This is a genomic window from Flavobacterium kochi (assembly GCF_048286715.1).
Classification (GTDB): domain Bacteria; phylum Bacteroidota; class Bacteroidia; order Flavobacteriales; family Flavobacteriaceae; genus Flavobacterium.
In genome coordinates, this window is the sequence record NZ_JBLVPW010000011.1 from 1 (window position 1) to 17,084 (window position 17,084).

The window sequence follows — 17,084 nt, forward strand, 5'->3', positions numbered from 1 at the left end:
TAATAACCAAGTAAATTTGTACAACGAAAGATACTTACCCCCATAGTAGTCATTCAAAATACATAATTAAGTTGCATTTCGTATTTGCCGTTAAGTACAGAAAAAAACGCTTAACTGGAAATTTGGATCAAGACATCAAACAAATAATGTTTAATATTTCAAAACAAAAAGGCTTTACAATTGATACGATGCAAACCGATGTAGATCATATCCATATTTTAATGGATATTGCCCCTAGATTATCCGTATTTTATGTAATGCACCAGCTAAAACAAATTGCTACTTTTAGAATTTACCAAAAACATCGGTCTTTTCTAAAATTACATTTTTGGAAAGAGAATACCTTTTGGTCTGGGTACTTTTTTTTTCTACTGGAAATGCATCCACCGAAACAATTCGAAAATATATTGAAACACAGGGGTAAGCACTGTACGTTCGCTTACATCCCCGAGCCTAAAGGCATCGGGGTTTTACGCTCAAATAGATAAATTATATTACTTCTTTTAACATAAACTTCTAAACTGTTCTATTGAAAGAATAAATCAAAATGGTAACTTTGCTTTTTTGCAAAAATTATGTTAGACAAAGACAATACCATTGAAGTTCAAGGCGCTCGCGTTCACAATCTTAAAAATATAGATATTTCAATTCCCCGTGAAAAACTGGTCGTTATTACCGGTCTTTCGGGCTCTGGAAAATCCTCCTTAGCTTTCGACACTATTTATGCCGAGGGGCAGCGCCGCTATGTAGAAACATTCTCCGCTTATGCACGGCAATTTCTGGGTGGTTTAGAACGTCCCGATGTGGATAAAATTGACGGGCTTTCACCAGTAATTGCCATTGAACAAAAAACGACCAGTAAAAGTCCTCGTTCCACCGTAGGAACAATTACTGAGATCTATGATTTCCTTCGTTTGCTTTACGCCCGGGGTGCTGATGCGTACAGCTACAACACCGGAGAAAAAATGGTTAGTTATAATGATGAACAAATCAAAGATTTGATTATTCAGGATTTTAAAGGAAAACGCATCAACATTTTAGCTCCGGTTATTCGAGCGAGAAAAGGACATTATGCAGAGCTTTTCCAACAAATTGCAAAACAGGGTTTTCTTAAAGTTCGGGTGAATGGTGATATACTGGATATTACTTTAGGAATGAAATTAGACCGTTATAAAACACACGATATAGAAATTGTAGTGGATAGAATGGTGATTGATGATACCCCTGAAAATGAAAAACGGCTGACTGAAAGCATCAACACAGCGATGCATCATGGGGAAAATGTATTAATGGTTTTAAATCAGGATACGAATGAAGTACGGTTTTTCAGCCGAAATCTGATGTGTCCAACTACCGGAATCTCCTATCAAAATCCTGAACCCAATTTATTTTCTTTCAATTCTCCAAAAGGCGCTTGCGATCATTGCAATGGTTTAGGAACGGTAAATGAAATTAATACAAAAAAGATTATTCCAAACCCGAAATTATCGATAAAAAATGGCGGTTTTGCTCCATTGGGAGAATACAAATCATCTTGGATTTTTAAGCAATTGGAAATTATAGGAGAAAAATATGGTTTCAAATTGACTGATGCCGTGGAAAACATTCCGGAGGAAGCGATGGAAATGATTCTGAATGGGGGAAAAGAAAAATTCACCATTAACTCTAAAGATCTGGGAGTTGCCAGGGAATATAAAATTGATTTTGAAGGGATTTCACATTTCATAAAAAACCAACATGACGAAAGTGGTTCCACAACTATAAAACGTTGGGCAAAGGAATTCATGGACGAAATAAAATGTCCTGTTTGTGAAGGTTCCCGTTTGAAAAAAGAAGCAATGTTCTTTAAAATTAATGAAAAAAATATTGCCGAATTGTGTGATATGGATATTTCAGATTTAACCGCCTGGTTTTATGATTTAGAAAACCATTTATCTGATAAACAAAAAATTATCGCTACTGAAGTAATCAAAGAGATTAAGGACAGACTGAACTTTTTAATGAATGTAGGTTTGGATTATTTGGCTTTAAGCCGAAGTTCAAAATCACTTTCGGGTGGTGAAGCACAACGCATTCGTTTAGCTACTCAAATTGGTTCCCAGTTAGTTGGTGTTTTGTATATTCTGGATGAGCCGAGTATTGGCTTACACCAAAGAGATAACGATAAATTGATTCATTCTCTGGAACAATTACGAGATATTGGAAACTCCGTAATTGTTGTAGAACACGATAAAGACATGATCGAACGTGCTGATTATGTGATTGACATCGGACCAAAAGCAGGAAAATATGGAGGAGAAATAATCAGCAAAGGAACGCCTGCCGAAATACTGAAACACCATACCATAACGGCGATGTACATGAATGGTGAAATGAAAATTGAAGTTCCTGCAAAACGTCGTGAAGGAAATGGAAAATTCTTAAAACTGACCGGGGCAACAGGAAATAACCTGAAAAATGTTTCGATAGAATTGCCTTTGGGCAAAATGATTTGTGTGACCGGAGTTTCCGGAAGTGGAAAGTCAACCTTGATTAATGAGACGCTCTACCCTATTTTAAACGCATATTATTTCAATGGCGTCAAAAAACCACAGCCGTATAAAAAAATTGAAGGATTGGAACATATCGATAAAGTGATTGATATTGACCAAAGTCCTATTGGAAGAACACCCCGCTCGAATCCGGCAACATACACCGAAGTTTTTACCGAAATCAGAAATCTGTTTACGATGACCTCTGAAAGTATGATTCGGGGTTATAAAGCAGGACGGTTTAGTTTCAATGTGAAAGGCGGTCGCTGTGAAACCTGTGAAGGTTCTGGTGTACGAACCATTGAAATGAATTTTTTGCCAGATGTGTATGTGGAGTGCGAAACCTGTCAGGGAAAGCGGTTTAACAGAGAAACTTTGGAAATTCGATTCAAAGGAAAATCCATTTCAGATGTGTTGAATATGACAGTGGATGAAGCGGTTCCATTTTTTGAAATGATTCCGAAGATCTACAGAAAAGTGAAAACCATTCAGGATGTTGGTTTGGGATATATTACCCTTGGTCAACAAAGCACTACGCTTTCTGGTGGTGAAGCACAGCGCATTAAACTGGCGGGAGAATTGTCTAAAAAAGATACCGGAAATACTTTTTATATTCTGGACGAACCCACAACAGGCTTGCATTTTGAAGACATCCGTGTATTAATGGAGGTAATCAACAAACTGGTTGATAAAGGAAATACGATTTTGATTATAGAACACAATATGGACGTGATTAAACTGGCGGACTACATTATAGACATTGGTCCTGAAGGTGGAAAAGGTGGCGGACAGCTCATCGCCAAAGGAAGTCCCGAAGAAATTATAAAAAATAAAAAGAGCTATACAGCGCAGTTTTTGAAAAAAGAGTTACTTTAGTATTCAGGAGCCTTAACTCTGCTTGAAACACGATCCTTTCGCTGCCATTTTCACAGTAAGGAAAGAGGTGAAAGACAGGAGATAGCTGCTAATTCCTCAAAAAAGGAATCATAAAATAGTTACCAATTTTAGAATAGAAAAAATGAGATTAGAAGATTTTGATAATGACGAAGATAAAGTTATCCAGGACAGACTGAAAAGAAAGACCTGGAACGAAATAAGAACGAATGACAGTTGGGCGATTTTTAAAATCATGGCTGAATTTGTGAATGGTTATGAGAGTATGGGACGTATAGGACCCTGCGTTACCATTTTTGGTTCTGCAAGAACAAAGCCGGAAGATGCTTATTATTTGCTTGCTGAAAAGATCGCCTATAAAATAAGTAAAGCCGGTTATGGCGTGATTACTGGCGGAGGTCCGGGAATTATGGAAGCAGGAAATAAAGGTGCACATTTGGGAGGGGGAACATCGGTGGGACTGAATATTGAATTGCCATTTGAACAACACTTCAACCCGTATATCGACAGCGATAAAAACCTTAATTTTGATTATTTCTTTGTTCGAAAAGTGATGTTCGTTAAATATTCTCAAGGATTTGTCGTGATGCCGGGAGGTTTTGGAACCATGGATGAACTGTTTGAAGCGATGACTTTAATACAAACTAAAAAAATTGCGAAATTCCCAATAATATTGGTTGGAACCAGCTTTTGGTCAGGATTAATCGAATGGATAAAAACGGTTTTAATAGAAAAAGAACACACCGTAAGCGTTGAAGATCTGAATCTGTTCAAGATTGTGGATACTGAAGATGAAGTGGTTGAGGTGTTGGATAAATTCTATAAAAAATATGATTTAACCCCGAATTTTTAATTAATAAGCTGTCTCACCGACAGCTTTCTTTTTTCAGTTAATTTTTTAAGATAGTTTTATTACGTTTTAGCCCAATAAATAAGTATATTTATTTTTTATAATTTTAATGCCAACACTTGAAATCATTATTTAAAATCGTATTTTATGTTTTTGTTTTACTACTGTCGATAAAACAATATGGACAACATCATTCCAAAATGATTGTTGAATTGAATTCAGAGAGTAAGACATTAAATGTTCAGCAAGAAATTACTTTTCTTAATCAGTCAAATGACACCCTGACTTCAATTGTTTTAAACGATTGGAACAATGCCTATTCTGATAAAAATACTCCTTTGGCCAAACGTTTTTCGGACGAGTTTTATAGAGGTTTTCATTTGGCTAAAGAAGAAGAACGAGGAAGTACAAATAATTTAACCATTATTGATCCAAATCTGTTATTTCTTACATGGGAAAGAACGGATAATAATCCAGACTATATTGAAGTTAAATTAAGAGAGCAATTACTTCCTAATCAGAAAACCACGTTACATCTTACCTATATTTCAAAAATTCCAAGTGATAAATTCACCAAATACGGATTTAATTTTAAAGGCGAAATGAATCTTAAAAACTGGTTTCTTACTCCTGCCCGGTACGAAAACCACGATTTCATCCGCTACAGCAACAACAATTTAGATGATATTGCCAATGCTGTTTCCCGTTATGATATCGAGCTGAAAATACCTAAATATTTAGATCTTACCACTGATTTAAATAGTAGTTTGCCAAGCAAGACTGGAAATTTTTCAAACTATAAATTGTGGGGGAATAACCGAACTGATTTTAGTCTTTTTATAGAACCAAAATCCAGTTTCATTAGTTTTAAAAATACTAGTGAAGTACTGACGAATCTCAAAGAAAATAAAATAAGTGCCATTCAAAAAGCAGTTATTGTGCACCGTGTAACGGATTATGTAAATACGCTTATTGGAAAATATCCACATGAAAAGATACTAGTTTCTCAAACTGATTATGAGAGAAACCCTTTTTACGGACTGAATCAATTGCCTTCCTTTTTAAGTCCCTTTACAGACGAATTTATTTTCGAGATTAAATTTCTGAAAACCTATCTGAATTCCTACTTAAAGACTAGTTTGCGTTTAGATCCAAGAAAAGACAACTGGATTTACGATGGGATTCAAGTGTATGCCATGATGAAATACATTGATGAAAACCACCCGAATACCAAAATGTTTGGAAGTGTTTCAAAACTTCGATTATTAAAAAGCTATAACATAACCAACTTAGATTTTAATGAGCAATACAGCTATTTTTATATGCTAATGGCTCGAAAAAACTTAGACCAGCCACTTGGTGATCCAAAAAACAGTTTAATAAAATTCAACGAACAAATTGCCAGTAAATACAGGGCCGGGTTGAGTCTAAGATTTCTGGACGATTATTTGGAGCATGAGGAAGTAAACAATAGTATTCGTCAATTCTATGTCAAAAATAAGGAAAAACAAGTTTCGAGAACCGATTTTGAAACAATACTAAAATCCAATGCGGACAAAGATATTAACTGGTTTTTTAAAACAATAATCGGTTCACGCGAAATCATTGATTACAAATTTACAGGTGTTTCAAAAACACAGGACAGCATTACATTTTCTGTAAAAAATAAAACTAATGTTTTGGTTCCGGTTCCTGTTTATGGACTAAAAAAAGGGGAAGTAGTCTTTAAGAAATGGCTTGACGCCCCTGACTTAGACAGCACTTTTACGGTGGAGAGAAAAAATGCAGATAAAATCGTTTTGAATTACAGCAATGAAGTTCCAGAATACAATTTAAGAAATAACTGGAGAAAATTAGAAGGTTTTTTTCCAAACAATCGCCCTGTTAAATTTGTATTTATGAAGGATTTGGAAGACCCTTATTACAATCAGGTGCTGTACGTTCCTTCCCTTACCTATAATTATTATGATGGACTTAGTCCAGGATTAAGGCTTCATAACAAAACTATTTTAGACAAGCCCTTTATATTTGATATCAACCCCGCTTATTCTACAAAAACAGATAATTTGTCTGGTTCGGCCGCTTTTTCAGCCAATCAAAATTATAGAAACAGCGCGCTGTACAACGTAAGATATTCTGTATCTGGTTCCTATTTTCATTATGCGCCAGATGCCTCCTATCTTAAAATAAATCCAATGGTTCAGTTACGAATCAGGCAAAAAAACTTTAGGGACAATAGAAAACAACAGATCATGTTTCGTCAGGTATTGGTGAATAGAGAAAAGAGCGCCTTAGTTATTGACAATGCAACGGAAAATTATTCGGTTTTTGATGCAAAATACTTCAATACAAGAACTGAGGGCACCAATCATTTAAGTTTCATGTCTGATGTGCAACTATCCGCTAATTTTGGAAAAATTGCGAGTGAAATAGAGTACCGAAAATTATTTGAAAATAATCTACAGATTAATTTGCGATTGTATGCCGGTAGTTTTTTATACAATACAAGCGCTTCAGACTTTTTTAGTTTTGCATTAGACCATCCAACCGATTATCTATTCGATTATAACTATTATGGGAGATCCGAAAGCAAGGGTTTTTACAGCCAGCAATTTATATTGGCCGAAGGCGGCTTTAAATCAAAGCTGGATACCCCTTTTGCCAATAAATGGATCACTACGTTAAACGGAAGTTTCAATATTTGGAATTGGCTGGAACTATACGGAGATATTGGCCTTATTAAAAATAGAAACCAAAATGCGAGATTCGTCTACGATAGTGGAATTCGCCTGAATTTAGTAACAGACTATTTTGAGTTGTATTTTCCTATATATTCTAATAGAGGATGGGAAATCGCGCAAAATAACTACAACGAAAAAATACGATTTGTAGTTACATTCGCTCCAAAAACATTAATCAATCTTTTTAATCGAAAATGGTTCTAATCCAACATATAAACCAGCACGTGTTGAATTATTCTTAAAAAAATAACCATTTAGATACACATAATAAAAAAATACATATGCTAAATAGAAATTGACTACTAATAATTAAATTATATTTCTTTTAAGGAATTATGAAAATAGCTAGTTTTTAATTAAATTTGCAGCACAAAGTTATACTTTCAATTATGATAAAAGAAAAAATCAATACTACCCTGACATTTGAAGATTTCAAAACTGAAGTATTAAGTGACTATAAAATAGCAACAATTAGCAGGGAATGTAGCCTGTTAGGACGCAAAGAAGTATTGACCGGGAAGGCTAAATTTGGAATATTTGGTGATGGTAAGGAAGTGCCTCAGTTAGCCATGGCGAAAGCCTTTAAAAATGGAGATTTCCGTTCCGGTTATTATCGAGATCAAACTTTTATGATGGCCATTGGTGAATTAACCATGCAACAATTTTTTGCGGGCTTGTATGGACATACTGATATTGAACAAGAGCCAATGTCCGCAGGAAGACAGATGGGCGGGCATTTTGCAACGCATAGTCTGAATGAAGATGGAACCTGGAAAGATTTAACCAAGCAAAAAAATTCAAGTGCTGACATCTCTCCTACCGCAGCACAAATGCCCCGATTATTAGGATTAGCGCAAGCATCAAAAATATACCGTCAAGTTTCAGGAATTACCAATGCAGCAAATTTTTCTGTCAATGGTAATGAAATTGCTTGGGGAACAATAGGTAATGCCAGTACGTCTGAAGGATTATTCTTTGAGACTATAAATGCTGCCGGTGTTTTACAGGTGCCTATGGTTATGAGTGTTTGGGATGACGAATACGGTATTTCCGTTCATGCCAGATATCAGACAACTAAAGAAAGTATTTCTGAAATTTTAAAAGGATACCAACGAGAAAATAACACCAACGGTTTCGAAATACTAAAAGTAAAAGGTTGGGATTACGCTGACTTAATTGCCACTTATGAAAAGGCCGCTACTATCGCCCGTGAAAAACACATTCCGGTTCTCATTCATGTAAACGAATTGACCCAGCCACAAGGACATTCCAGTTCAGGATCTCATGAGCGATATAAAGACTCGAACCGATTGGCATGGGAAAAAGATTTTGATTGCCTTCGTCAAATGAAACTATGGATGATAGCTGTCAATGTCGCCTCTCCGGAAGAAATTGAAGCGATTGATTTACAAGCTAAAAAAGATGTTTTTGAAGCTAAAAAAGCGGCATGGAATGCTTTCATTGAACCTATAGTTGAAGAACAAATAGAGCTGGTTTCTTTACTGCAAAAAATAGCTCTAACAAGTAAAAATAAAGAAAGGATACTAAAACTAATTGCTGATTTAAACAGTATAAAATCGCCTTTGAAAAAAGAGATTCTTGTCACTGCCCGAAAAGTGTTGCGTTTAGTACTAAACGAAAAGGGTCAGGAAGAACTATCGCTTTGGATCACTTCGTACACCAATAAAACCCAACAAAAATTCAGCAGTAACCTATTCTCTGAGACGGACTTAAATGTATTTTCAGTAGAGAAAGTTGTACCTGAGTATTCCGAAAATGCTAAAGAGGATACTGATGGCCGCATGATTTTGCGTGACAACTTTGATGCTATTTTTACAAAACACCCTGAGACACTAATTTTTGGTGAAGATGCAGGAAACATTGGTGATGTAAACCAAGGCTTAGAAGGAATGCAGGAAAAATACGGAGAACTTCGTGTTGCCGATGTTGGAATTCGTGAAGCGACTATCATTGGTCAGGGTATAGGAATGGCATTAAGAGGTTTACGTCCTATTGCTGAGATTCAATATTTGGATTATTTATTGTATGCTATTCAAATCATGAGTGATGATTTGGCGACATTGAGATACCGTACTGTAGGAAAGCAAAAAGCGCCTTTAATCATACGCACCCGTGGTCATCGATTGGAAGGAATCTGGCATTCTGGTTCTCCAATGGGAATGATTATAAATGCGGTAAGAGGAATTCACGTTTTGGTTCCAAGAAACATGACTCAGGCAGCTGGCTTTTATAACAGTTTATTGGAATGTGATGAGCCTGCCTTAGTGATCGAATGTTTGAATGGCTACCGTTTAAAAGAAAAAATGCCGTTGAATTATGGCGAATTCAAAACACCAATTGGTGTTGTGGAAACGTTGAAAGAAGGTACCGATATTACACTGGTTTCTTATGGTTCCACTTTAAGACTGGTACAACAGGCTGCAAAAGAGCTTCTCGAGGTCGGTATTGATTGTGAGATTATCGATTTACAGTCTTTATTGCCTTTTGATGTCAATCAGGATATAGTAAAAAGCGTAGCTAAAACGAATCGCCTTTTAGTAATTGACGAAGATGTTCCAGGTGGCGCTTCGGCATATATTTTACAACAAATTATAGAACAACAAGATGCTTATAATCATTTAGACAGTAAACCTCAGACTTTAACTGCAAAAGCACACCGACCAGCTTATGGCACGGACGGTGATTACTTCTCTAAACCATCTACAGAAGATATTTTTGAAAAAGTATATGGAATGATGAATGAAGTAAATCCTTCGGAATATCCAACTCTGTATTAAAACGTAATTATTTATAAATTGAAATCCCAATCTAATTTTAGGTCGGGATTTTTTTATTCTAACTAATCGTTTATTTTAAAAATTAAAATAGTAAATTGTGAATCAATTCAGTAGTCAGTAACCAAAATAAAAAATAAGATGAAAAAAATAACATTATTTTTAGGAATACTATCCATCCTTGCCATTGTTTCCTGTAAGAAAAAAGACGACAAGCCTTTTCCTCCTCAAGTGGAGACTTCAAATGCAAAAACAACTTCCACTCCCGCAGTTTCTGGAGAAGTGAAAGACAGTACCTCTATAAAAGTAGGTACTGATGGTGTAAATGTTACTACTAAAGACGGAGCTACTAAAACCAGTGTCAATGTTTCTGGAGGTGAAGCAAAAATTGAGATTAAAAAGTAACATTCAATTATTCTCTTAATTAAAAGTTATAATGCCAATGTAAATTTTTTATGTTGGCATTTTTTATTTTATTTTAAACCTTATTAAAAAACAATAGAAAATGAACACTTTGGAAACTATTTTAAAAACCATACAAAATGTCAAGGTGCTAGATGATTCCATCGACTATAAAAGTTATTTTCCTTTGGATTTATCAACTCTTAATATTGAATTATCAAAACTGGATGTTAGTAACTCCATTGATTTCGAAAAATATATTGAAAATTATTTAACAGCAAGCAAAACACAAGTCGCTTTTGGAGGATATAACGAAGAACGCAATTTATACAAACGAAGCTCCGTTTTTAATGACCCTAAAACAGAAGAACGGAATATTCATATTGGATTAGATTTATGGACAAAAGCTGGGACTCGGGTATTAGCTGCTGTTGATGGAACCATTCACAGTTTTAATTACAATGCTGGTTTAGGAGATTATGGTCCAACCCTAATTTTAGAACACAAAATAGAAAATCAATTTTTTTATACTTTATACGGTCATCTCTCGTTAGAAAGTATTAGTGAAATTGCAATTGGGGCTATTGTTAAAAAAGGACAACAAATAGCGACTTTAGGCAATTCAGTAATTAATGGAGATTATTCACCACATTTACATTTTCAAATTATAAAAAATATCGGAGATAATTTTGGAGACTATCCGGGAGTTTGCAGCAGAAGTGATTTGGATTACTATCTAGAAAACTGTCCAGATCCTAACTTATTATTAAAAATTACATAAATTATGAAAAAGATAATTCTCATACTAAGCATCATTTTGCTTAATGGTTGTAAATCTAAAACCGTCGTTGCTCCTGTACCTGAAGAGGCCAAGATAGTAAAACTAACATTTTCTGAAGTCAGTGAATCTCAAAAAGACAAAGCTTATCAATTAGGCAAAAGGGTACTGATGACTTGCAATACTTCCAAGTTCAAACCTTTTAACGAAAGTGAAGCAACAGCTTCGGTTATTAAAAATACAACCGAAGAACGATTGACAAAAACATGCACCCGATTCCGTCAATATTATGGCACTTTCAAAGATTTACAATTAGTTGAAATCTATAAAAATAACAGTGACCAAACCACTATTTTTCGTTACAAAGCACTGTATACAAAGAAAGTTGCCAACAAAGAACTTCGCGTTTCAATCAATCAAGAAAACAAGGTTTCGTCTATTAAATCACTTGATTGGGTAGATACTTTTCAAAACAAATAAGTCATTCCGCAATGGATCGCTGCAAGAGTTTTAGCAGCAGATAGGGGTGAAATTGTTCAATGATTAAATGAAACTCTTTTTATATGTTTAAAAAAATAATTAAAGAAAGAAACACCATTGCTATTCACTGCGGTTATATCGCCAAAATTATAGTAGCGCTTTTTAAAAACAGTCGAAGAGTTAGCAACTAGAATGTTATGACCTTTTATCCAAAATTATTGATGCATTTTTAGGCATCAGATAAGATGTTAGCTGTTTGATTCTCTCACTCTCCATCAAGAATACATCACAAAATACTGCATCTAACCTATTTCCGTTTTTCATCACAGCTTGAACTGCGCCTTCAGCAATTACAATATTATCCTCTTCAACTATTCTAAGAATTTGAATCGTTGGAGCACCGACAAAGTTTTCGTTCTCAATTTCTTTAGCAAACTCTTCTTTGCCAACATGTCTATAGATTCCTGCCATTTCCCAAACAATATCTTCAGTTAAACAAGAAAGGATTTTCTCATGATCGTTTTCTATAAAACCTTTCATATATTTTTCTACAATCTTTTTATTTTCTGACATACAATTAAGGGTTGATTATTAATACGGTTTTCTTACGCTTGCAGCTAACATTCCCTTCTACATGAGGATTGGAACTAAAACAAGATTTATTTTTTGGTTGCCACTAAGCTTCCAAATACAAAACCTTGAAATTATTTCAAGAATAGTGCTTATCCCGCCAATACTATTTTATAGAACGAAAAGGCCTCTTTGTCGTCACTTATTTGTAAATTTAAAAAATAAAAAATGATAATCAGATGTAATTGTATTAAAAACAAACCTCATTTGAATTACTCTTTTTTCTCCGAGCCCTCCATTATTAAAGCTATATTGCAATTAATAATGTGTGAATTATATAACTTTATTCGTAAGTTATATAAGTCTTTCTAGCGAAATATATCCGATTTTTACATAATCTGTTAAAAAAAATAATTTGAAACTATACATCAAATACATGGTCAGTAATCGCTGTAAAATGGCGGTAAAAGAGGAATTGAAAAAACTTGGACTACACTTCATTGTTGTTGATTTAGGCGAAGTCGAAATCATGGAAAATATTTCTATGGATCAACGGGGGAAACTTAAATTGTCACTATTAGATTCTGGACTTGAATTGATGGATGACAAGAAAGCGATGCTTATTGAGAAAATAAAAAATGTGATTATTGAAATGGTCCATCATTCCACTGAAAATATAAAAGTGAATTTTTCTGATTATCTAAGTGAGAAATTAAACCACGATTATACCTACTTGTCCAACTTATTTTCGGAAGTGCAAGGAACAACAATCGAGCAATTTATCATCTCCCATAAAACGGAACGGATAAAAGAATTAATTATCTATGGCGAATTGAACATTACTGAAATCGCCTGGAAAATGAATTATAGCAGTGTTGCTCATCTCTCTAGTCAGTTTAAAAAAGTTACGGGACTGTCCCCTTCCCATTTTAAACAATTGAAAGACAAAAGACGAAATCCAATCGAAGAAATTGGAAATGTAAATGAATAAATTGTAAAGTACAGTATGCACAAATCTCAATATACCAGAAATTTAATTGAAGCCAATTTAGGTCCTTTCGTTACTATTAGTTCTGAAGGAAAAATTACGGATGTTAACGAGGCATCGATAAAAATTACTGGACTTTCACGAGAAGCATTAATAGGTACCGATTTTTCTGATTATTTTACAGAACGAAATAAAGCTAAAAAAGGATACCAGCAGGTTTTTGAAAAAGGATTCATCGCCAATTATCCGCTGACAATAAAACATAAAAACGGAAAATTAACAGAGGTTTTATACAACGCTTCCGTTTATAAAGATAAAGAAGGAAATATTCTTGGAATTTTTGCAGTGGCAAGGGATATCACATCTGAAAAATTAGCTTCACAATATCCTCTTAGTCTGATTGAAGCAAGTCTTGATCCATTGGTTACCATCAATACCTATGGCAAGATTACGGATATGAACGAGGCATTGGTGAACATTACGGGCATCTCCCGGAAAGAACTTACCGGGTCAGATTTCTTTGATTATTTTACCGAAAAACAAAAAGCACGGGAAGTCTATCAGGAAGTATTTGAAAAAGGATCTGTCGCTGATTCTCCCCTTACCCTCAGACATAAAAACGGAAAATTGACTGATGTACTATTCAACGGTTCCGTTTATAAAGACAACCAGGGAAATGTACTGGGAGTAGTTATTGTCGCAAGAGATATTGCCGGACAAAAATGGGCATTAGATTTGCAAATTGCTAATAAAGAGCTCGCTTTTCAAAATAAAGAAAAAGAAAAACGCGCTGCGGAACTCATCATTGCCAATCATGAACTACTATTTCAAAACGCCGAGAAGGAAAAACGGGCTGCTGAATTGGCAATTGCTAACAAAGAGCTTGCTTTTCAAAACGATGAAAAAGAAAAACGAGCTAATGAATTAATCATTGCCAACAAAGAACTCCTCTTTCAAAATGATGAAAAAGAAAAACGAGCAGCTGAATTAGCAATTGCTAACGAAGAACTTGCTTTTCAAAACGATGAAAAAGAAAAACGAGCGAACGAATTAATCATTGCCAACAAAGAACTTCTTTTTCAAAATGATGAAAAAGAAAAACGGGCAGCAGAATTAGTTATCGCCAATAAAGAACTTGCTTTTCAAAACGATGAAAAGGAAAAGCGAGCTGACGAATTAATTATTGCCAACAAAGAGCTGCTATTTCAAAATAATGAAAAAGTGAAAAGGGAAATTGCAAACAAAGAGCTTGAAGAATTAAGCTACGCAGCAAAATTAGCTTCACAATATTCTCTTAGTTTGATCGAAGCAAGCAGGGATCCTTTGGTCACAATAAATACCAGGGGGAAAATTACCGATATGAATGAGGCTTTGGTTAATATTACAGGTATCAACCGTGCAATATTGATTGGTTCTGACTTTTTTGATTATTTTACGGAACCGCAAAAAGCCCGTGAAGTCTATCAGGAAGTATTTGCTGAAGGTTCAGTTGCTGATTCTCCGCTTACCCTTCGCCATAAAGACGGAAAATTAACAGATGTATTGTTCAACGGTTCTGTTTATAAAGATGATGGAGGAAATGTATTGGGCGTGGTAATTGTTGCACGAGATGTAACGTCACAAAAATTAGCCTATCAATATGCAAGAAGTCTTATAGAAGCCAGTCTTGATCCGTTATTTACGATTAGTCCGCAAGGAAAAATTACCGATATGAATAATGCATCGGTAAAAGTAACCGGAGTCACCCGGAAGCAATTAATCGGGACAGATTTTTTTGATTATTTTACAGAACCAAAAAAAGCACGTGCAGGTTACCAGGAAGTTTTTGACAAAGGTTTTATTGCCGATTATCCACTAACTATTAAGGATCATAAATCAACCGACATATTATTAAATGGTTCCGTCTATAAAGACTCGCAGGGAAATGTACTTGGAGTTGTTGTCGTCGCAAGAGACATAACTGATCAAAAAAGAATTGCTACTGAATTGATTGAAGCAAGAGTTTTTGCTGAATTAGCTACTGAAATTGCAGAAGAAGCAAAAATTAATGCAGAAAGTGCCACTATTATTGCTGAAAATGCAGTAAAGGCAAAACAGCAATTTTTGTCCAATATGAGTCATGAAATTCGTACGCCGATGAATGCTATTATTGGATTTACAAAAGTGGTGCTAAAAACCGATTTGTCAACGAAACAAAAAGAATATTTAAACGCGATAAAAATGAGTGGTGATGCATTAATCGTGCTTATCAACGACATACTGGATTTGGCAAAAGTAGATGCCGGTAAGATGACATTTGAGAAAACACCCTTCAAAATGAAGTCTTCCATAGCAGCGATGCTTCATTTATTTGAAACAAAAATTCAGGAGAAAAATTTAAGTCTGGTTAAGGAATATGACAGTAAAATTCCCGATGTTCTCATAGGTGATCCCGTTCGTTTGCACCAAATTATTTTAAATTTGGTAAGCAATGCCGTAAAATTTACAACAAACGGAAAAATTACGGTAGGGGTTCATTTATTGCATGAAGATGAAGATAAAGTAGTTATCGAATTTGCCGTAACAGATACCGGAATTGGTATCTCCGAAGATAAAATAGGTAAAATATTTGATAATTTTCAACAAGCATCCAGCGGTACTTCAAGATTGTACGGAGGAACAGGATTAGGGCTGGCCATTGTAAAACAATTAGTAGAACCACAGGGAGGCAGTATTCGAGTAAAGAGCACCGTTAATATAGGCTCTACATTTAGTTTTACCTTAAGTTTCCAAAAAACGAATGCTGATGCTGAATTAGAAAATGAGCTGATGGAATTAGATACAGAAATAAAAAATATAAAAGTGTTAGTGGTTGAAGATATTCCTCTCAATCAATTATTGATGAAAACACTATTAGACGATTTTGGTTTTGATCGTGATATTGCCGAAAATGGTAAAATAGCCATCGAAAAACTAAAAGAAAAGGACTACGACATCATTCTGATGGACTTACAAATGCCTGAAATGAATGGATTTGAAGCTACAGAATACATTCGTAAGACCATGAATTCAAAAATCCCAATTATCGCTTTAACGGCTGATGTCACTACAGTTGATTTAGATAAATGCAAAGCAGTCGGAATGAATGACTACCTCGCAAAACCAGTTGATGAGAGACTATTGTATAGTAAGATAGTTGGTATCTTAAAGAAACCAAAACTTACAAAACTCAGTGCGAAACTGAATGAAAACCTGGATAAAAAAGATGCTACCAAGAAAAAAATAAGATGCATTGATCTGGTGTATTTAAATCAAAGAACAAAATCGAATCCGACTTTAATGATGGAAATGATTTCACTTTATTTAGTGCAGACACCTCCTTTACTCGATACAATTAAACAAAGTTTAGCAGATCAAAACTGGTCTTTATTAGGTGCAGCGGCACATAAAATGATTCCATCTTTTTCAATAATGGGAATCAGTCCTACTTTTGAAAACATAGCAAAAAAAATTCAGGAATTTGCAAATACACAAGAAAAAGCTGAAGGAATAAACGAATTAGTGTTTCAGCTTGAAGAAGTTTGTTTACAAGCCTGCATTGAATTACAAGAAGAATTTAATATAATTAAAAATACCATATAATGAACAATGACAAAAAAGTGAAAATATTTCTTGTAGATGATGATGCACTATTTTTAAAATCTTTAGAAATTGACTTTCTGGAGAATGCTGATTTTATAGTGGAAACCTATCCTACCGGGGAACTTTGTATTGCAAATTTATCCCATAATCCTGATGTAGTAATATTAGACTATCAGCTCGACGGGATTGTAGAAAATGCGATGAACGGACTTGAAACTTTGGATAAAGTGAAAGCTTTCAATCCAGAAATTCCAGTTGTAATGTTGTCTTCGCAGGATAAAATTGAAGTGGCCATAAACTGCATGCATCACAAGGCATTTGATTACGTAGTAAAAAGTGAAACTGCTTTTGTTCGCTTGCAAAAAATAATCACCGCTATTTTTAAATACCAAAAAATGGAAAAAGAATTAAGTTGGTATATGGATCGTATGTAA

At 34.7% G+C, this 17,084-nt stretch carries 12 protein-coding genes; 11 read left to right on the plus strand and 1 reads right to left on the minus strand.

The window, feature by feature from the left end; all coding sequences use genetic code 11:
- The first annotated feature begins 14 nt into the window (after positions 1–14).
- The 8 genes from tnpA to ACNQGH_RS11155 all read left to right on the plus strand — a co-directional run bounded on the left by tnpA (position 15) and on the right by ACNQGH_RS11155 (position 11,471).
- Positions 15–488 carry an IS200/IS605 family transposase gene (gene tnpA / locus ACNQGH_RS11120; RefSeq protein WP_417956238.1) on the plus strand — a complete coding sequence of 158 codons (474 nt, stop codon included), beginning with the start codon at positions 15–17 and terminating at the stop codon, positions 486–488.
- Positions 489–575: 87 nt separating this feature from the next.
- Positions 576–3,407: an excinuclease ABC subunit UvrA gene (gene uvrA, locus ACNQGH_RS11125; RefSeq protein ID WP_417956081.1), complete on the plus strand. Its 2,832-nt coding sequence runs from the start codon at positions 576–578 to the stop codon at positions 3,405–3,407.
- A gap of 142 nt (positions 3,408–3,549) precedes the next feature.
- Positions 3,550–4,278 carry an LOG family protein gene (locus ACNQGH_RS11130; RefSeq protein WP_417956082.1) on the plus strand — a complete coding sequence of 243 codons (729 nt, stop codon included), beginning with the start codon at positions 3,550–3,552 and terminating at the stop codon, positions 4,276–4,278.
- 197 nt (positions 4,279–4,475) lie between these two features.
- Entirely contained in the window at positions 4,476–7,220 is a 2,745-nt protein-coding gene (locus ACNQGH_RS11135) for a gluzincin family metallopeptidase (RefSeq protein ID WP_417956239.1), read from the plus strand.
- 185 nt (positions 7,221–7,405) lie between these two features.
- On the plus strand, positions 7,406–9,814 hold the full coding sequence (locus tag ACNQGH_RS11140; RefSeq protein ID WP_417956083.1) for an alpha-ketoacid dehydrogenase subunit alpha/beta: 2,409 nt from the start codon (positions 7,406–7,408) through the stop codon (positions 9,812–9,814).
- A gap of 138 nt (positions 9,815–9,952) precedes the next feature.
- Positions 9,953–10,216 carry a hypothetical protein gene (locus ACNQGH_RS11145; protein ID WP_417956084.1) on the plus strand — a complete coding sequence of 88 codons (264 nt, stop codon included), beginning with the start codon at positions 9,953–9,955 and terminating at the stop codon, positions 10,214–10,216.
- Positions 10,217–10,316: 100 nt separating this feature from the next.
- Complete coding sequence (locus tag ACNQGH_RS11150) at positions 10,317–10,994, plus strand: peptidoglycan DD-metalloendopeptidase family protein (RefSeq protein ID WP_417956085.1); 678 nt, start codon at positions 10,317–10,319, stop codon at positions 10,992–10,994.
- Positions 10,995–10,997: 3 nt separating this feature from the next.
- Positions 10,998–11,471, plus strand: coding sequence for a hypothetical protein (locus ACNQGH_RS11155; RefSeq protein WP_417956086.1), 474 nt, complete (start codon positions 10,998–11,000; stop codon positions 11,469–11,471).
- Between the two features lie 195 nt (positions 11,472–11,666).
- Here ACNQGH_RS11155 and ACNQGH_RS11160 read toward each other — a convergent pair whose 3' ends face one another.
- The gene (locus ACNQGH_RS11160) at positions 11,667–12,044 is read right to left on the minus strand and encodes a nuclear transport factor 2 family protein (protein WP_417956087.1); all 378 of its coding nucleotides are present in this window, start codon (positions 12,042–12,044) and stop codon (positions 11,667–11,669) included.
- A 433-nt stretch (positions 12,045–12,477) separates the two neighbouring features.
- On the opposite strand from ACNQGH_RS11160, the gene ACNQGH_RS11165 reads away from it, so the two are divergent.
- Genes ACNQGH_RS11165 through ACNQGH_RS11175 form a run of 3 tightly spaced genes read left to right on the plus strand, consistent with a single transcriptional unit; the run spans position 12,478 to position 17,084 of the window.
- Positions 12,478–13,032, plus strand: coding sequence for a helix-turn-helix domain-containing protein (locus tag ACNQGH_RS11165; protein WP_416849935.1), 555 nt, complete (start codon positions 12,478–12,480; stop codon positions 13,030–13,032).
- A 15-nt stretch (positions 13,033–13,047) separates the two neighbouring features.
- A complete protein-coding gene (locus ACNQGH_RS11170; RefSeq protein WP_417956088.1) occupies positions 13,048–16,650 on the plus strand; it encodes a PAS domain-containing hybrid sensor histidine kinase/response regulator in 3,603 nt (1,200 codons plus the stop codon).
- On the plus strand, positions 16,650–17,084 hold the full coding sequence (locus tag ACNQGH_RS11175) for a response regulator (protein WP_417956089.1): 435 nt from the start codon (positions 16,650–16,652) through the stop codon (positions 17,082–17,084). The genes ACNQGH_RS11170 and ACNQGH_RS11175 overlap by 1 nt, the downstream gene beginning before the upstream one ends.